21 protein-coding genes are annotated in these 18,450 nt (G+C 34.5%); all 21 read left to right on the top strand.

Going from position 1 to position 18,450, the window contains the following annotated elements:
- The first annotated feature begins 7 nt into the window (after positions 1 to 7).
- The 21 genes from fliI to AC1VAQ_RS02865 all read left to right on the top strand — a co-directional run bounded on the left by fliI (position 8) and on the right by AC1VAQ_RS02865 (position 18,440).
- The gene (fliI, locus tag AC1VAQ_RS02965) at positions 8 to 1,309 is read left to right on the top strand and encodes a flagellar protein export ATPase FliI (RefSeq protein WP_303243776.1); all 1,302 of its coding nucleotides are present in this window, start codon (positions 8 to 10) and stop codon (positions 1,307 to 1,309) included.
- Positions 1,310 to 1,318: 9 nt separating this feature from the next.
- Complete coding sequence (gene fliJ, locus AC1VAQ_RS02960) at positions 1,319 to 1,768, top strand: flagellar export protein FliJ (protein WP_303243775.1); 450 nt, start codon at positions 1,319 to 1,321, stop codon at positions 1,766 to 1,768.
- A gap of 2 nt (positions 1,769 to 1,770) precedes the next feature.
- Positions 1,771 to 2,490 carry a MotE family protein gene (locus AC1VAQ_RS02955; protein WP_302595193.1) on the top strand — a complete coding sequence of 240 codons (720 nt, stop codon included), beginning with the start codon at positions 1,771 to 1,773 and terminating at the stop codon, positions 2,488 to 2,490.
- A 10-nt stretch (positions 2,491 to 2,500) separates the two neighbouring features.
- On the top strand, positions 2,501 to 3,757 hold the full coding sequence (locus AC1VAQ_RS02950) for a flagellar hook-length control protein FliK (protein WP_302595195.1): 1,257 nt from the start codon (positions 2,501 to 2,503) through the stop codon (positions 3,755 to 3,757).
- 10 nt (positions 3,758 to 3,767) lie between these two features.
- On the top strand, positions 3,768 to 4,559 hold the full coding sequence (locus AC1VAQ_RS02945) for a flagellar hook assembly protein FlgD (RefSeq protein ID WP_302595196.1): 792 nt from the start codon (positions 3,768 to 3,770) through the stop codon (positions 4,557 to 4,559).
- Positions 4,560 to 4,600: 41 nt separating this feature from the next.
- The gene (locus tag AC1VAQ_RS02940) at positions 4,601 to 5,917 is read left to right on the top strand and encodes a flagellar hook protein FlgE (protein WP_302595198.1); all 1,317 of its coding nucleotides are present in this window, start codon (positions 4,601 to 4,603) and stop codon (positions 5,915 to 5,917) included.
- Positions 5,918 to 5,930: 13 nt separating this feature from the next.
- Positions 5,931 to 6,125, top strand: a complete 195-nt coding sequence (locus tag AC1VAQ_RS02935; protein ID WP_302595199.1) for a flagellar FlbD family protein — start codon at positions 5,931 to 5,933, stop codon at positions 6,123 to 6,125.
- A 10-nt stretch (positions 6,126 to 6,135) separates the two neighbouring features.
- Positions 6,136 to 6,921: a motility protein A gene (locus AC1VAQ_RS02930; RefSeq protein WP_302595200.1), complete on the top strand. Its 786-nt coding sequence runs from the start codon at positions 6,136 to 6,138 to the stop codon at positions 6,919 to 6,921.
- 14 nt (positions 6,922 to 6,935) lie between these two features.
- Complete coding sequence (locus AC1VAQ_RS02925) at positions 6,936 to 7,688, top strand: flagellar motor protein MotB (protein WP_302595202.1); 753 nt, start codon at positions 6,936 to 6,938, stop codon at positions 7,686 to 7,688.
- Positions 7,689 to 7,704: 16 nt separating this feature from the next.
- Positions 7,705 to 8,178 (top strand): flagellar basal body-associated FliL family protein, encoded by a 474-nt coding sequence (locus AC1VAQ_RS02920; protein WP_302595203.1) that lies wholly within the window; start codon positions 7,705 to 7,707, stop codon positions 8,176 to 8,178.
- Positions 8,179 to 8,355: 177 nt separating this feature from the next.
- On the top strand, positions 8,356 to 9,342 hold the full coding sequence (gene fliM / locus AC1VAQ_RS02915) for a flagellar motor switch protein FliM (protein ID WP_302595205.1): 987 nt from the start codon (positions 8,356 to 8,358) through the stop codon (positions 9,340 to 9,342).
- The gene (fliY, locus tag AC1VAQ_RS02910) at positions 9,342 to 10,532 is read left to right on the top strand and encodes a flagellar motor switch phosphatase FliY (RefSeq protein WP_302595207.1); all 1,191 of its coding nucleotides are present in this window, start codon (positions 9,342 to 9,344) and stop codon (positions 10,530 to 10,532) included. Before fliM ends, fliY begins: the two co-directional genes overlap by 1 nt.
- Before the next feature lie 17 nt (positions 10,533 to 10,549).
- Entirely contained in the window at positions 10,550 to 10,912 is a 363-nt protein-coding gene (locus AC1VAQ_RS02905; protein ID WP_302595208.1) for a response regulator, read from the top strand.
- Positions 10,913 to 11,083: 171 nt separating this feature from the next.
- The gene (locus AC1VAQ_RS02900) at positions 11,084 to 11,434 is read left to right on the top strand and encodes a flagellar biosynthetic protein FliO (protein WP_302595211.1); all 351 of its coding nucleotides are present in this window, start codon (positions 11,084 to 11,086) and stop codon (positions 11,432 to 11,434) included.
- On the top strand, positions 11,421 to 12,203 hold the full coding sequence (fliP, locus tag AC1VAQ_RS02895; protein WP_302595213.1) for a flagellar type III secretion system pore protein FliP: 783 nt from the start codon (positions 11,421 to 11,423) through the stop codon (positions 12,201 to 12,203). The genes AC1VAQ_RS02900 and fliP overlap by 14 nt, the downstream gene beginning before the upstream one ends.
- Positions 12,204 to 12,212: 9 nt before the next feature.
- Positions 12,213 to 12,476, top strand: coding sequence for a flagellar biosynthesis protein FliQ (gene fliQ, locus AC1VAQ_RS02890; RefSeq protein WP_302595215.1), 264 nt, complete (start codon positions 12,213 to 12,215; stop codon positions 12,474 to 12,476).
- Positions 12,477 to 12,487: 11 nt separating this feature from the next.
- The gene (gene fliR, locus AC1VAQ_RS02885; protein ID WP_302595217.1) at positions 12,488 to 13,273 is read left to right on the top strand and encodes a flagellar biosynthetic protein FliR; all 786 of its coding nucleotides are present in this window, start codon (positions 12,488 to 12,490) and stop codon (positions 13,271 to 13,273) included.
- Positions 13,270 to 14,379, top strand: coding sequence for a flagellar biosynthesis protein FlhB (gene flhB, locus AC1VAQ_RS02880; protein WP_302595219.1), 1,110 nt, complete (start codon positions 13,270 to 13,272; stop codon positions 14,377 to 14,379). Before fliR ends, flhB begins: the two co-directional genes overlap by 4 nt.
- An 11-nt stretch (positions 14,380 to 14,390) precedes the next feature.
- Positions 14,391 to 16,430, top strand: a complete 2,040-nt coding sequence (gene flhA, locus AC1VAQ_RS02875) for a flagellar biosynthesis protein FlhA (RefSeq protein WP_302595221.1) — start codon at positions 14,391 to 14,393, stop codon at positions 16,428 to 16,430.
- Positions 16,427 to 17,569, top strand: coding sequence for a flagellar biosynthesis GTPase FlhF (flhF, locus tag AC1VAQ_RS02870; protein ID WP_302595223.1), 1,143 nt, complete (start codon positions 16,427 to 16,429; stop codon positions 17,567 to 17,569). Before flhA ends, flhF begins: the two co-directional genes overlap by 4 nt.
- Positions 17,562 to 18,440 (top strand): MinD/ParA family protein, encoded by an 879-nt coding sequence (locus AC1VAQ_RS02865; protein WP_302595226.1) that lies wholly within the window; start codon positions 17,562 to 17,564, stop codon positions 18,438 to 18,440. The genes flhF and AC1VAQ_RS02865 overlap by 8 nt, the downstream gene beginning before the upstream one ends.
- Positions 18,441 to 18,450 lie beyond the last annotated feature (10 nt).

Below are 18,450 nucleotides of genomic sequence, written 5' to 3'. Positions count from 1 at the left end.
AGTCAATATGATCGATTTAAACAAATACGAAAATATCATAAATCATCAGTTATGGACTTATACAGGCGAGGTAACTAAAGTTGTTGGAATGGGAATTGAATCATTAGGGCCTATGGCTAATATTGGAGATATTTGCTATATTTCCACACGAAAAGGTGATAGAGAGATTAAAGCAGAGGTAATTGGTTTTAAAGATGAAAATCTATTACTTATGCCCCTAGGACAACTGGAAGGTATCGGACCTGGATGTAAAGTAAAAGCTTATGGTGATAAGTTAAATGTTCAAGTAGGTGAAAACCTTTTAGGTCAGGTGGTTGATTGGCAAGCAAAACCTATCGATGGAAGTGAGGTCTATTGTCCCGATACGGTACCGATTGACAATGAAGCACCTAATCCGCTTACAAGAGAGAGAATACATGAGCCTATTTCATTAGGAATACGTGCTATTGATGGCATGTTAACTGTAGGAAAGGGACAAAGAATTGGAATTTTTGCAGGAAGTGGTGTTGGTAAAAGTACCTTAATGGGTATGATTGCAAGAAATGCTTTGTCTGATATTAATATTATTGCACTTATAGGTGAGCGTGGTAGAGAGGTAAGAGAGTTCATTGAAAAGGACTTAAAAGCAGAAGGGCTTAAGCGTTCAATCGTAGTCGTAGCCACATCTGACCAGCCAGCACTTATGAGGCTAAAAGCAGCAATGACAGCAACTGCCTTGGCAGAATACTTTAGAGATCAAGGCAAAAATGTTCTTTTAATGATGGATTCGTTAACGAGATTTTCAATGGCACAACGTGAAATAGGGCTTGCGGTAGGTGAACCACCTGTTTCTAGAGGATATACGCCATCTGTGTTTGCAGCCTTGCCAAAGCTTTTAGAAAGGGCTGGTAACTCAGATAAGGGTAGTATTACAGGCATGTATACAGTTTTAGTAGATGGGGATGACTTCAATGAACCTATTACAGATACAGCTAGGGGTATTTTAGATGGACATATTGTACTATCTAGAAAGCTGGCAAACAAAGGTCATTATCCAGCTATCGATGTACTTGCAAGTATATCAAGGGTTATGAGTGACATTGTAACTGATGAGCACAAAGCTTTTGCAAGAGAAATTAAAAAACAAATGGCTGTTTATAAAGAATCTGAAGATCTTATTAATGTAGGCGCGTACAATCGCGGTAGTAGCCAGGAGATTGATGAAGCAATAGATAAGATTGGACCAATTAATAATTTCTTACAACAACCAACTCATGAAAAGGTAAGTTTTGAAACAACTTATGAGCTTATGGCACAAATAACAAAGTAAGGTGAGGGAATGTTTAAGTTTGAATTACAACCAGTCTTAGCACTTAAAGAAAAATTAGAGGACAATAAAAAAAGAGAATTAGGGCTTGCAAATACAAAGCATGAACAGCTTGTAGATGAAAGAAGTACATTAATGATATTACATAATGAAGCCTATAATGAAATCAGAAGGCAATGTGATGGCGGTCTTAATATTAGCAACCTAAAACAATTCAATTATTATACGGCGCGTCTTAATAAACAAATTGAGAAAAAGGAACTTGAAATTGTTAAAGCCAAGAAGGTAGTGAATGAAAAAAGAAATGAATTACTGGAAGCTGTAAAGCAAAGAAAGATTTTAGAAAATCTAAAAGAAATCAAGCTTGAGCAATTTAAAGGTGAAGAAATCAAAGCACAAAATCAAATTGTAGATGAAATTGTAAGTTACAAATATGGCGCTGTGAAAAGGAGTGAACAGTAGGCATGGCAAAGGCAGTAGCAACAACTGAAAAAATAGATGAAAAAGCTCCTTACACTAAACCTGAAAAGCCTAAGAAGAAAAAAGGTTTAATAATAGTTTTAGTTATCATTCTTTTAGTAGGGGTTGTAGGTTTTATTTTTAGAAAGCCAATAGGGACGATTTTAAAAGATGTACCTATTATAGGTAGCTTGTTTAAAGAGGAAGAAGTAAAGGTTCCATACAATGAACTTGAAAGTAGATTGGCAACTAGTGAACTAGAAGCAACAAGCTTAAGAGGAAAAGTGGAAAGCTATGAGGCTGAAATTAAAGCTTTAGAAGAAAAAATAGAGACGCTTAAACAGTATGAAACAAATTACAACAGCTTCTTAGAACAAAAAAAGGCATGGGATGAAAGAATTGCTGAAACGAATACTGATTTATTTATTCAGCAGTTTGAACAAATTTATCCAGATACAGCCGAAGAGATTTATAGTGAGCTCAAAGGACAAAGTATTATGTCAAAAGAACAAAAAGCTTATGCAAATACTATCGGTCAAATGGATGCGGAACAAGCAGCCAAAGCTATGGAAATTTTATTAACTACAGATCCAGAACTAATCCAAATGATTTTTGAAAATATGGGGCAAGAACAAAGAGCAGCAATTTTAGATAATATGACTTCACAGGGTGCTGCGCAAACGATGAAACTTATATCACCAGATATAAATATTGTGAGTGAGTAGGAGGTGTAAAATGGGTAGTATTAATTTGGGCAATTTATTAATGAATATGCATACCAGTGCTGTAACAAATAAGACAACAACAGGCCAGACAAATGATACTTCCAATGTAGGTGGCTTTAATAAGGCGCTAGATAATGCAAAGCAGACAAATATAGCAAAAAACTTAGATAAAAAGCCATCAACTATAAATGAGGTAAAAGTAACGCCTAAAAAAGTAACTAAATCTAATCCGTTACAAAGTGTAGAATTAGAAGAGGAAGAAGTTATAAAAAAAGAAGTTACGGATGCTATTTTAAGTCTAATAAGTACGCAGCTTCAAGTACCAGTTGAAGAGTTGACAGCCACGTTAGAAGAGGTAGGCTTATCACCTATAGATCTTTTAGAAGAAGATAATTTTTCACAGTTTATCACAGCTTTTTATGGGGAAAGTGCAACAGAAGATTTACTGATGGAAAATAGTGAGATAAAAGACATTAGCAAGCTATTTACTAAAATTCAAGAAGTAAGTAATCAAATTGTAGGAGATGAAGTTCATAAAGTAATTGAGCAAACTACAGTGGATGACGAGCTTTTAAATGTACAAACAGTTGTAGCAGAAAAAATACCTACAACGCAGCAAGTAGAAGTAAGTAGCCTAGAAGAAGTCGTGAGTAGTACAGTAATGCCGAAGGAAGAAAAGACAGTACAGACTAAAGAATTAACAAGTACGCAGCCTCAAGTAGTGCAGACATTTCCAATCGAGCATTTAGGACTTACTGTACCGGTAGAAGCTTTTGAAACAACTATTAGTTTAACAAATGATCAGGTGAGTCAAAATATGGGCGGTGTTCATGTAAATCCTGATTTAAATATAGCTTCACAAATAGTAGATCATATCGAAGTAACGAAGCTTGAACAAATGCAAGAAATAAAAATGCAACTTTCTCCTAAAGAATTAGGACAACTTACAATTAAGTTAGTTGAGAAGAATGGTGTATTTGTTGCAGAGATTAAAGTGGAAAGTGAAAAAACTAAAGACTTTATTTTAAATGAAATTGAGACGCTTAAAGATAGTCTTAATGAGCAAGGCATTAATATCAGTAATGTTCAAGTAGATGTGAAACAAAATGATGGTAGTATGCAAATGCAACAACAAAAACAAAAGAGCTCAAAACGTATACAAGAAATTATTGCAAAGCATCTTCAAGAATTAGAAGAGGAAGAAGCCCAAATGCAAGAGGTAAGTCCACTTGATATAGGTGAGAGTGAAGTTGATTATATGATTTAAGGAGGAAGCTATGAGTACAGTTAATTCAGTCGTTTCATCAGATAGTGATTACCTAAAAGTACAAGATGCAGTAAAATCACAAAGTGAATTGGATAAAGATGCTTTTATCAACTTATTGGTGACACAGATGAAATATCAAGATCCACTTGAACCAATGGATAACTCAGAAATGTTAGCACAGCTTGCACAGTTTACTGCGTTAGAGCAAATGCTTAATGTGGCGCAAACAGGTCAAAAGCAACTTGCAAATAGTATGATTGGTAAATATGTAGAGTATCAATATACAGATAGCAGTACAGGCCAAACAAGCTATTTAGTTGGCAAAGTAGATTATGTAACAATTACAGGTGATACACCTAAACTGGGTATTGGTAATGTAGAAGTTACATTAGATGAAGTTTATCAAGTGGTGGATAGCAGCAATATCCAAACAAATACAACAGCCTTTGAGCTTATCAATAAAACCGTTCAAGCTACAATGAAAGAAAAGAATGCAGAAGGTAAAGAAGAAAGCGTTATTATCGAAGGTGAAGTATTAGGTATTCAAATGGAAGATGGTAATCCATACATTATTATTGGAACAGGCAAGGAAAAAGTTACAATTGACTTCAAAGATGTTCAAAATATAGTTGAAAAGCCAAGTATTATAGGTAAGAAGGTTACAGCGACATACACTAATAGTGAGGGTGAAAAAGTAACTGTAGAAGGCAAGGCTGAATACATCAAGATTAAGAGCAGTGGTACATATGTTTATGTAGATGGTAAGTTTGTTAACTTTGATGATATTCAAACAGTAGAATAATGAAATGAAAAAATAGAGTTTTTAGAGGAGGTAGATTGATTATGATGAGATCAATGTTTTCTGGTGTATCTGGGCTTAAGGTACATCAAACTAGAATGGATGTTATTGGTAATAATATCGCTAATGTAAATACGGTAGGGTATAAATCACAACGTGTAACTTTTAGTGATGTGTTTTCACAAACACTTCAAGGTGCCAGTTCAGCAAGCGAAGATACAGGACGTGGTGGGCTTAACCCTATGCAAGTAGGTCTTGGTGTAAATGTTTCATCAATCGACATGCTTATGACACAAGGTGCTGCACAAAGAACAGATAACCCATTTGACCTTATGATTAATGGTGATGGATTTATCGTTGTAGGTGATGCGGAAGGTACTTACTTCACACGTGCTGGTGCATTAAGACAAGATGATGAAGGGAATTTAATTATTTCGAATGGTATGAAAGTACAAGGTTGGCCATCTGTATATGATGATACAACAAATCAGTATGTTATTTCCCAACAAGAAGTACAACCAATTAACTTAGCAGATCCAACTATTAAAAGTTCAACACCAACTATGACAACTAAAACACAACTAGCAGGAAATCTTTGTAATACAGATACAGGAGCATATACAACACAAATGAGTTTTTATGATAGTGTAGGAAATGCCTATAAACTTCAATTAAGTTTTGAAAGAGTTGCAAAGGCTGGCACTGACCCAGTTGAATATGAACCAAATCAGTGGACTGTCAAACCAGGCACAACCATTAGTGATGCAGCAGGTAATGAAATATCAGTTCCTGGTATTTCTGTTACACCAGATAGTTTAACATTTACTTCAAATGGTACATTAAATACTACGGATAAAAATTTAAAAATTAGTTTCGGTGGAGGAACTGGGACAGCAACAGGAACAACAACACTTTCAACTGGTTCAGTAATTAGTGATTTAGATGTAGATATTACGGGTCTTACACAATATGCTACAAAGTCAGATATTGACCCTAAGACATTAAATGGTAATACAGCAGGAACACTTACAGGCTATAGCATTGGTGCTGATGGAATTATTACAGCGAGTTATGATAATGGGGATAAACGTCCTATTGCGCAAGTAGTCGTTGCAGAGTTTGATAATCCAGCTGGTCTTGAAAAAGTAGGAGATAATCTTTACAGTGCCACAACTAACTCAGGGGATTTCGATGGTATTGGTAAAGCTGGCGTATTTAATACAGGTGTTCTAGAGATGTCTAACGTAGACCTTTCAAGTGAATTTACAGATATGATTATTACACAAAGAGGATTCCAAGCTAACTCTCGTATTATTTCTGTATCAGATGAAATGTTACAAGAGCTAACTAATCTTAAGTAGTTAGGAGAGGACTATGATTACACTTACTAAGTTAAATACACAAGGTTTTGCGCTTAACTCAGATTTAATCGAAACGATAGAAGAAACACCTGATACCGTGCTTACCATGACCAATGGCAATAAATATGTGGTAAAAGAAACAACTCAGGAGGTAATAGACAAAATCATAGCATATAAAAGAAAAACATTACTTCCAGTAGAAAGTTAGGAGTGGGAAGATGGATATTTCAACAATAGTAGGGTTAGTAGTAGGGGCAGCCTGCATGGTATTCGGTATCATGCAGACTGGGGCGAGCCTTATGGGCTTCGTAGATCCAGGTTCCATCTTAATTGTAATCGGTGGAACAATTGCGGGGATGCTTATTTCTACTCCCTTACAAAAGTTTTTAGAGTCACTAAAAACAATTAAACATGTATTTTCAAGTAAAGAAACAGATCCAACAGCGGTCATTCAAAAAATTAATGAACTTGCTTTTGCAGCAAGAAAAGAAGGGTTACTTGCCCTTGAAGAGATTGCACAAAATATGGATGACCAATTCTTGCAAAAAGGAATTATGCTGATTGTAGATGGTACAGATGCAGAGCTTCTTCGTAGCATTCTAGAAACAGAGATTGCCTTTATTGAAACAAGACATAAGGAACATCAAAAGTTTTGGGAAGGTATTGCTGAAGCTGGTCCTGGTTGGGGGATGATTGGGACGCTTATCGGGCTTATCGGTATGTTAGGAGACTTAGATGACCCAACAACGATTGGACCTAAAATGGGGGTTGCCCTTATTACAACCTTATATGGTTCCATGTTGGCAAACTATATAGCAGGACCTGTTGCAAATAAGCTTAAAGTAAGAAGTGCAGAAGAAGTTTTACATAAGCAAGTTATGATTGAAGGATTGCTTTCAATACAAGCTGGAGAAAATCCACGTGTTATTGAGGAAAAATTAAAGGCCTTTTTATCACCAGCAAGTCGCGGTACAATCGGTCAAGAAGCTAATAATGAAGAGTAAGGTGGTGAACCTAGATGAAAAAGAAAGAAGATGAACCTAAAAAAGGTGCACCAGCCTATATGAATACATATGGTGATATGATGACCTTGCTCCTCACCTTTTTCGTATTACTTTTTTCAATGTCTACAATAGATGCTGCAAAGTTCAAAGCAGTTATTGCTTCATTTGATGGTTCTATAGGGATATTAGACGGGGCAGATACAATTAATGAAAATGCTAATATATTAGGAAATGGTGTGAGTCAATTTCCAGCACCTAAAAGTAATTTAGATTTACAGCAAGCTGCTCAGCTTAATGAAGCGCTTATCAAACTTCAGAAGGAATTACAAGAGTATACAAGTAAAGAAAAGATTGATGATCAGCTTGTAATTGAAAAAGATGGCGATGAAATTATTATTCGTTTTGCAGAAACACTTCTTTTTGAAAGTGGAAAGGCAGAAATTAAAGCAGGTGCTATACCTACATTAGATGCACTTTCACCTAAACTTAAGGAATGTGTCGGCCAGGGGTATACACTACGATTTGAAGGACATACAGATAATAGACCTATTCATACAGCGCAGTTCCCAAGTAACTTTGAGCTATCTGGTGCAAGGGCAGCAGCGGTGGCAAGGTTCTATATAGAAGAGATGGGATTTGATCCAACAAAGCTTTCAATAGAAGGCATGTCAGAATACCATCCAATTGCTGATAACAGCACAGAAGAAGGCAGAAGTAAAAACAGACGTGTAGAGATTAAAATTGGCAAATCATTGACAGCACAGTAGAAAGGCGTGGACGTACTTGGAAAATAAGTTTAAGTTATTTGTTATCATTGGGTTTGTGGTTTTAGGGTTAGCAGTAGCAGGAAGTACATTCTTTATCCTAACTCAGCTTAAGAAAACACCAGCACAAGTAACAGAGACAACAAAAGTAGAGATTAAAAAAACAGATTTAGCAAAAATTGAATTAGAAGAAGCAATCACAAGCAATGTATATGAAGAAGGCAGTGTACAACATATCGCTAGAATACATGTAAGTTTAGGGGTGGATCAATCTTCTAAAAAAGAATATGAGGCCTTTACAACTCTTTATAGTGAAAATATAGCACTTATAAGAAATGAAATTATACAAGTAATAAGAGAACAAACTTATAGTATGATGTCTAAGGCAGATGCACAGACGAAACTTGGTAGTGAAATTGTAAATAGACTTAATAAGCTTCTAGATACAGAACTTATTAAAGAAGTATATTTCAAAGATTTCTTTGTACAGTAGATAAGATTTTACATTTATAAACTTTAATTATTTATTATATTGTAATGATATGAAAACATTAAGAGAAACGGCTTTGTAAGATGGATAATTCAATTTTAGAGTTTGTTTCTCTATAATTTAAGTTTATTGCATGAAAATAAGTGCAATAAAACACAAGACAAAAGGAGGTGACAAAACGTGGGTGAAGTATTGTCACAAAGCGAAATAGATGAGCTATTCAAAGCACTCAACACAGGAGAGCTTAGTGTAAATGAGATTCAAGAAGCTAATGAGCAAAAAGGTGTAAAAGTATATGATTTCGCCAGACCTTCAAAATTCTCGAAAGAGCAGCTTAGAACATTAGAAATCATATTTGAAAGTTATGCAAGATTAGTTTCAACTTATTTATCAGGACATTTAAGAACGCTTGTATCAGTCGAAGTAATGAATTCAGAAGCTGTTACGTATTCGGAATTCTCGAATGCCTTAATCAACCCCGTTATTTTAGCAATTGCAGATTTTAAACCGCTGAAAGGTTCAATTTTATTAGAACTTACTCCGAATATGGGATATGCAATTATTGATCGTGTTTTAGGAGGAAGTGGTGTAGGGCTTGAGAAGATTAGAGAATTTACAGATATTGAACGTGTTATTTTAGAAAAGATATTCGTTCAATTTGTGCAATTATTAAGAGAACCTTGGAAAAATGTGGTTGATCTTGAGCCAATGCTAGAGAAGATTGAAACAAACTCTCAAGTCGTGCAAATTATATCACCTAATGAAATCATTGCCCTTGTGACACTTAATATAAAAATAGGGAATGTAGCTGGTATGATGAATATATGTATTCCACATTTAGTGATTGAATCTATTATGGACAAGCTAAACACAAAGTATTGGTTTACACAAAAGGAACAAGAACTTGGGCCTTCATATGAAGAATATATTCAGCGAATGATTGAGAAGAGTAAAGTTCCAGTAAGAGCTGTACTAGGTAAAACACATATTACGGTCAGGGAGTTTCTTGAACTTAAGTGTGCAGACATTGTGAAATTAGATAAGGATATTGATTCAGATCTTGATGTTTATGTAGGCAACATATTAAAGTTCTCAGGTACACCAGGAGAATATAAAAACAAAGTAGCAATAAAAATTAATGAGGTAATACAGAGGGAGGATGAGTAATGGTAGCCGAAATGCTTTCCCAAGAGGAGATTAATGCATTATTAGGAAATATCGATTCAGATAGTAGTACTTCTGATGATAATGCAGACAATGAACAAATGAATCTTCAAAATGAAGAAACACTAAGCCCAGAAGAAATAGATGCTTTAGGGGAAATCGGAAACATCAGTATGGGAACAGCTGCAACAACACTGTTCACTTTATTAAATCATAAAGTCATGATTACGACACCTAAAGTAGAAGTAATGAGTTGGGACGACTTTATGAGCACATTAACAAGCGATTTAACAGCTGTCTCAGTAGATTATACTGAAGGGTTCATAGGGTCAAATTTAATGATCTTAAAAGACAACGATGTTAAGGTGATTGCAGACTTAATGATGGGAGGAACTGGTGCTTATGTAGAAGGACCAGTAACAGACTTACATTTAAGTGCCATTGCAGAATCTATGAATCAAATGATTGGTTCATCTTCTACATCTATGGCGCAAATCTTTAATAAAAAGATTGATATTAGTCCACCACAAGCTGTTCAAAAAGGAACTAATTTAGAAAGTATATTTGGTCCTAAAGGTAATGTAGTAAAGGTATCATTTAGGCTTCAAATAGAAGAAAATATTATTGATAGTGAACTTATGCAAATTCATCCAATTGGTTTTGCTAAAAGTTTAATTGCAGGTTTGTTAGAGGAAGAGGAAACAAGTGGTGCACCAATTAAGCATCCAGAGCCAGTAGTAGAACAACCAGTGAGTACACCACAGCCACAAATGCAAGCGCCAACACAGGCAACATATCAGCCAAAAATGGAGGTACCACCACAAATGCAAACTGCACCTATGCAAAGCGGCCCAAGTTATTATGGGGAAACAGCAATGAAAGCAGATGTAGATGTTCAAACACCACAGTTCCAAACCTTTGATACACGTCAAAAGGTTTATCCAAAAGAAAATATGGATCTCTTAATGGATGTTTCTTTAGAGGTATCTGTAGAACTTGGACGTACTACACGTAAGATTAAAGAAATACTTGAGTTTGGACCAGGCAGTATTATTGAACTTTCACGTTTAGTGGGAGAACCAGTAGATGTATTAGTTAATGGCAAGTTTGTAGCAAATGGCGAAGTTGTTGTAATTGATGAGAATTTTGGAATTCGTATTACAGACATTATTAATCCAGAACAAAGAATTTAAGGAGAGGTGTATAGATTATGGCAAAAAAAGTATTAATAGTTGATGATGCAGCATTCATGCGTATGATGATTAAAGATATTTTAAGTAAAAATGGCTATGAAGTAGCAGGTGAAGCAGAAAATGGTTTAAAAGCTGTTGATAAGTATAAGGAGTTAACACCAGATCTCGTGCTTATGGATATTACAATGCCAGAGATGAATGGTATTGATGCTGTTAAAGCTATCAAAGGTTTTGATCCAGGTGCTAAAATTGTAATGTGTTCAGCAATGGGACAACAAGCGATGGTTATTGAATCAATTCAAGCAGGTGCAAGAGACTTTATTGTTAAACCTTTCCAAGCAGACCGTGTACTTGAAGCTGTTAGAAAAGTAGTAGGATAAACAGTAAGATAATAAAATGCATATTTATACAGTGTAAAAATTCACCTGAATATAACGTATATTTATGCATGCAATGTGTATTAGTGGTATGTCCTTGGGCTACCACTAATACTTGTATATACGTAAATATAAATAAAATGGTGATGAAGATTATCTAGAATGGAGGTTAAGATGACAAAAGATATATTCGACATTATATTATTACTTATCGTTTTTGCAGGTATTTTAGCCCTTACATATTATGTGACACAAAAAATGGCGATGATGAGTAAAAAAATGCACTTTAATAAAAATATGGAAATAGTCGAAGTTCTTCAAGTAGGTGGAGCTAACTATATTTATATTATTAAAGTAGGAAATGCCTATCATCTTTTTGCAGGTGGACAAAAACAAGGTCTAAACTATTGCAGACAAATTGATGAAAAAGAACTTCAGTTTAAAGAAGTAGCCTCTGTGTCTTTTGCAGAACAACTTAGCCATTTTGTGAAAGGTAAAAAGGTGGAAGCCCATGACGAAGAATAAGATAAAGAATATAATACTTGTTTGTAGCCTTGTCTTAGGATGCTTTGTAATTTTAAGCCCTAATGTAATGGCCACAAGTATTACATTTCCAAGTATAACAATTGGTGGTGAAAATGCAAGTGATGTGCAATCAACAAGCAGTGCATTGCAAATGGTATTTGTACTTACTATTTTAGCTTTAGCACCATCTATTTTAATTATGATGACATCATTTCTTAGGATTATTATTTCATTACATTTTCTAAGATCGGCTATTGGAACGACAACAATGCCACCAAATCAAATTTTAGTAGGGCTTGCTCTATTTTTAACATTCTTTGTAATGAGCCCTATTTTTTCAAATATAAAAACCAATGCCATTGATCCATATCAGAATCATGAGATTACGCAGGAGCAAGCGATTGAAAGAGGGGTAGAACCTTTAAAAGAATTTATGCTGGCTCAAGTACGTGATGAAGATATTAAATTGTTTATGGATTTATCAGGAAGAGAACCTATAACGGATAGTAGTCAAATATTAAAAGAAATACCTCTACATGTATTAGTACCAGCGTTTATTATTAGTGAGTTACGTGCTGGATTTATCATAGGATTTTTAATCTATTTACCTTTCATTGTAATAGATATGGTGGTCTCATCAACACTTATGTCCATGGGGATGATGATGTTACCACCAGCTATGATTTCATTGCCATTTAAGGTATTATTATTTATTTTAGTCGATGGTTGGAATTTAATCATAGGTCAGATTTTAAAAACATTTACTTAGGAGGATACTATGGAACAACTTGTCTTAGACATTATGCGTGAGACGATGCTGATGATTATTAAGGCATCACTCCCACTATTATTAACAGGTTTATTAATTGGTCTTATTATCAGTATCTTTCAAACAGCAACCTCAATTCAAGAACAAACATTATCTTTTGTGCCTAAAATAATAGGTGTATTCTTAGCTCTTATTTTATTTGGTCCATGGATTATGAATATTTTAGAGACATATACAATTAGGATGTTTAGTCTCTTTAGTACATTATTATAAGGAATGATGGCATGGAAGAATTAATGTATTTATATACGCATATCGATGTGTTTTTATTAATATTTTGTCGCATTGTATGTGCCATTGCTTTTTTACCCATTATAAATGAAACTAAAGTACCACTTAAGGCGATTAGTGGGGTTGCATTATGTTTATCACTTATTACAGCACTAACGATAGGAGAGATAAGCATTACATACAATGAGACGCTTTTAGGATTTACATTAGCAGTTATAAAGGAAGCTGTTGTAGGACTTATAATAGGGTTTTCATTTCGTATATACTTTCAGATTTACAGTTTTGTAGGGAGTTTATGGAGCACACAAGGCGGTTTAAGTATGAGTACGATTATGGATCCCACAAGTAGTGCACAGGTACCTACTATAGGAAAGCTTTATCAATTAGCATTTGCAGTACTTTTTATAACAAGTGGTGGTTATCATTGGTTTATTCAAATGGTAGTAGAGTCATTCCATGTGATTCCTATTAATAAAGCAGTTTTTAGTGAAAGTATTACCCCTACTATAATAGATGCGGTTGGCGAGTATTTTATAATAGGTTTCAAACTTGCAATTCCAATCTTAAGTATTCTTGTAATTATTGACTGTGGTCTTGGTATATTGGCTAGAACAGTACCACAAATGAATATGTTTGTCATTGGTATTCCACTTAAAATGTTAGTGTTATTTATACTAATTATATTAACACTTAATTTAATACCGACATTTAATACAATGATTACAGATGGATTAACGAATACAATTATGAATTTAATACAAGGAATGATGCCACAGTGAATAAGCAATTAATTACTTTAGATCTTCAGTTTTTCTCGGCAGAAAGTGAAGGTAGAACAGAGAAGGCCACCAGTAAAAAGCGTGAAGACTCTAGAAAAAAGGGACAAGTCGCTAAAAGTAATGATTTAAATACAGCAGTTATCATAGTGGGGTTTTGCGGTGCAATGACCGTGTTAGGGAGCTATATGTTAAACCAAATTACAAGATATATAAAGTATAGCTTTCTACATTTAGGAGATAATGTTCAGATTCAGAATGAAAGTTACTTACTTCTTAATATTGGAGAAGGCATTAAGTCGCTTTTAATTATATGTGTACCGCTATGGCTTATTTTAGGATTTGTCGCTTTTATCATTAGTTATATTCAAGTAGGATTTAAAGTAACTTGGGAACCTATGCAGCCTAAGTTTTCAAAAATGAACCCTATGAATGGCTTTAAGAGAATGTTTTCTAAGGATATGATTGTGAACTTACTTATTTCAACAGCTAAGGTAAGTGTGTTGGGAACTGTTGTTTATAAGATGATTATTGCTAAGGTACCTTTATTTTTAAAGTTTTATGATATGAGTATTCCACAGATTTTTAAGAATATAGGGGGTACTATTTTAAATATTGGTTTCTTTGTGGGGGGAGCATTCTTAATCCTAGCAGTACTTGATTATGTTTATCAGCGTTACAAGCATGAAGATAGCATTAAAATGACAAAGCAGGAGATTAAAGAGGAATATAAAAATGCTGAAGGGGACCCACAAATTAAAGGTAAGATTAGACAAAAGATGCGAGAAGGTTCTATGAGACGTATGATGCAAGCTGTACCAGATGCAGATGTTATCATTACTAACCCAACGCATTTTGCAGTAGCCATAAAATATGATCCTGAAAAAGGAAGTGCACCAGTAGTTGTTGCAAAAGGTGTAGATTATGTGGCACAAAAAATTAAAGAAAAAGCAAAAGAGTGTAATATACAGATTGTAGAAAATAGACCACTAGCCAGGTCGCTCTATTACACTGTTGATTTAGATAGAGAGATTCCACCAGAATTATATGGGGCAGTAGCAGAAGTTTTGGCCTTTGTATATAATTTGGAAAACAAACATAAAAAATAGGAGGGGTTAAAGTGAAATTTAAAGCGGGAGATGCAATACTAGGGTTATTTGTTATTGCTATCATATTTTTAATTATTATTCCATTGCCGGATGCCGTATTAAGTTTGCTACTTATTTTAAATATTTCTATAGCAGCTATGATATTATTGAGTGCACTTTTTTCAAAAGAACCTCTTGATCTATCATTATTTCCAACGTTGTTACTTTTAACGACACTTTTTAGATTAGGCTTAAATATTTCAAGTACAAGGCTTATTTTACAAGATGGTTATGCAGGAGAAGTTGTACAGACCTTTGGAGAATTCGTTGCAGGCGGAGAATTAGTCATTGGGATTATTATCTTCGTTATTATTACAATTGTAAATATGCAGGTTATCACAAAAGGCTCAGAGCGTGTTGCTGAAGTAACAGCACGTTTTACATTAGATGCGATGCCTGGTAAACAAATGGCGATTGATGCGGACTTAAATACAGGTTTTATTGATGAAGCAGAAGCTAAAAAAAGGCGAAAAAAGATTCAAGATGAAGCGGCGTTTTTTGGTTCCATGGATGGTGCATCTAAATTCGTAAAGAATGATGCTGTGGTTGGTATTTTTATTACACTTATTAATATTGTAGGTGGTATTGTCATAGGTGTCGTTATGAAGGACATGGAGTTTGGAGAAGCACTTCAAAAATATACAGTTATGACTGTTGGGGACGGTCTTGTTAGTGCAATTCCATCCCTACTTATTTCTATTGCAACAGGTATCTTAGTAACGAAAACAGCTTCAGAAGATAGTATGAGTAATGTTATTTTAGGACAAGTTGCTTATTCACCAGTTGTACTTTATGTTGTAGGTGTTGTTTTAATTATCTTTGGTGTATTTACACCAATGGGGCCACTTACTACGTTGCCGATGGCAGCTGTCTGGTTCTTCTTAGCGTATCGCATCGGTAAGATGAAACAAGTACAAGCTGTAGAGGATGAAATTGCTTCAGAAGATGAAGAAGTCGGGGAAATTCGTAAACCAGAAAATGTTATTTCTTTATTACAGGTAGACCCGATTGAATTAGAGTTTGGTTATGGTATGATTCCGCTGGCTGATGTAAATCAAGGTGGAGACTTATTGGATCGTGTTGTTATGATTAGAAGACAAATTGCGCTAGAATTAGGAACGATTGTACCAATTGTGCGCTTAAGAGATAATATTCAGCTGCAACCTAATGCTTATAGTATTAAGATAAAAGGTATTGAAGTGGCAAAAGGTGAAATCTTATTTGACCATTATATGGCTATGAATCCAGGCTATGTAGAAGAAGAAATTGATGGTATTGCTACAACAGAACCAGCTTTCGGCTTACCAGCATTATGGATTACAGAAGCACAAAGAGAAAAAGCTGAGATGAGAGGTTACACAGTAGTTGACTGTCCATCTATTGTGGCGACCCATTTGACAGAAGTAATCAAGCGCTATTTACATGAACTTTTAAGTAGACAAGATGTTCAAACATTAATAAATAATGTAAATGAAACACATCCTACACTGATTAGTGAGTTAACACCAAAGCTTTTAAGTATAGGGGATATTCAAAAGGTACTTGCAAACCTTTTACAAGAAGGTGTATCTATAAGAGACCTTGTGACAATCTGTGAAGTACTTGCAGATTATGCTACATCTATTAAAGATACGGATGTGCTTACGGAATATGTAAGACAAGGATTATCTCGTGCCATTTCTAAACGCATATTTAATTCGGGTACAAATCAAGTGATTACATTAGACCCAGCCATAGAGCAGCAAATTATGGAGCATGTACAACATACAGAGCAAGGTGCTTACATTGCACTTGATCCAAAGACAATTCAAATGATAATTAATGCATTAAAGAAAGAAATTAATAAATTAACATCAATTGGACTTCAACCTATTATTTTAACTTCACCAATTGTACGAATTTACTTTAAGCAACTAACGGCGCAGTATATACCAGATTTAATTGTTATTTCTTACAATGAAGTAGAACAAAATGTAGAAGTTCAATCAATAGGAATGGTGAGCATTGCATGAGAATACTAAAGATTAAGGGTAAAGATGAAAAGGTTATTTTAAGTCAAATTGAAAAGCAGTACGGAGATAAGGCAGTTGTACTAAGCACACAAAAAGAAGCAGTAGGACGCTTTAAATTTTTTAAACAAGCTAAAACAGTTGTAACAATTGCTGTAAAAGATGAAAATGATGAGGCAACTGATAGTATACATGATGTGATGCAAGAAGCTATGCCAATTGTACTCAAGAAAGAAGAGGAAGCTTCAACAGCTAAGATGCTATCAAGTTTAAATGAACAAATAAAAAATATGGAAGTAACTTTAAAGTATATGCAACAAAATGCAAATGCCAACAGTACAAATAATATAGACCCACTAAGTAGTCATAAGAATGAGCTTCTCACTATATTAGAAGACAAGTTCTTAAGTATAGGGATTAAAAAGCCTCTATGTGATGGGATTTTATCAGCAGTGGAAGATGAAGCTGATGTTGAAAACGTTGTACGCCTATTATATACAAAGATAGAGGAGCTATTAGGTGAGCATGAGGTAAAAGAAGAATTACCACAAACAGTATTTTTTATTGGTTCTACAGGTGTTGGAAAAACAACTACCATTGCAAAGCTTACAGCTAAGTATGTGCTAGAGAAAAAGAAGAAGGTGGTACTTTTTACATCGGATACATATCGTATAGCCGCGATTGAACAGCTTAAAACTTATGCAGATATTCTAGGGGTACCAATAGAAATCATATATGATGAAAAAGATATTCCACAGCTTTTAGAAAAGTGGGCACATATGGACCATATTTTCATAGATACAGCAGGACGTTCTCATAAAAACAAGGAACAAGTTGAAGAATTATGGAATCTGTTAAACTGTGTGAATGAGAAAAGGGTATTTTTAGTTATGAATGCCAATACAGCAGCTAAGGATGTTATGAATATTATTGATACTTATGGAAGAGATTCAAATGACTTTGAACTGATTATTACCAAGTTAGATGAAACTGATGAAGTGGGAAATATATTAAATATTTCTTGCTATGCACAACGTCCAATTAAATATGTAACAACAGGTCAAAATGTACCAGCCGATATTAAACTGTTTAATGAAGAAGAATACATTGTTGATTTACTAGGGAGAATACAGTATGAATGATCAAGCACAGGTATTAAGAACACTAGTGGCAAATAATATGGGAAATGAACCGCTTGAAACCAATGGCAATATGAAAGTTATTACAGTAGCTAGCGGAAAGGGCGGTGTAGGAAAAAGTAACTTAAGTGTTAATTTAGCACTTGCACTTAAAGAACTAGGCAAAAAGCCTATTATTTTAGATGCAGACTTTGGACTTGCTAATGTAGAGATTATATTAGGAGAAAGACCGAAATATAATCTCTCTCATTTATTAAATGAACAATGTGAAATAAAGGAACTTGTGACACAGAGTAAATATGATATTTCATTTATTTCTGGTGGGTCGGGCATTAAAGAAATGTTGTTTTTAACACCCGCACAAATTGAAAAGGTAAGCCGTGCCTTAGCTTCATTAGAAGAAGTAGGCGATCTTTTAGTTGTGGACACAGGTGCTGGTATTAATGAGATTGTATTAAAGTTTTGTAAGCTTGCACAAGAAGTATATATTGTAATTACGCCAGAACCTACATCTATTACAGATGGTTATGCACTTATTAAAACAATTGCAAGTCATATGGTAGAGAAGGTCAAAATCAATATCATCATTAATAAAGCTGTATCAAAACAAGAAGCTGTACAAGTTTTTCAAAACTTACAAGGTGTGGCAAAGGCCTTTTTAAGTTTAGATATTCATTATAGCGGCTTTGTACCATATGATGAGAAGTTATTTATGGCAGGAAAAGCTCAAGTACCTATTAGTATTTATGATAAGAAGGCTAAGTCAAGCGTTGCATATAAAGAGATTGCTAAATGTATTTGTGAAATGCCAGTAGAAAATGAATCAACAAGAGGTCATTGGCTAAATAGATTTAAAGGTTTATTTTCTCATTAGTTGCCAATTC

Source organism: Cellulosilyticum sp., assembly GCF_982396655.1.
This window is presented reverse-complemented; position numbering and strand designations above follow the sequence as displayed.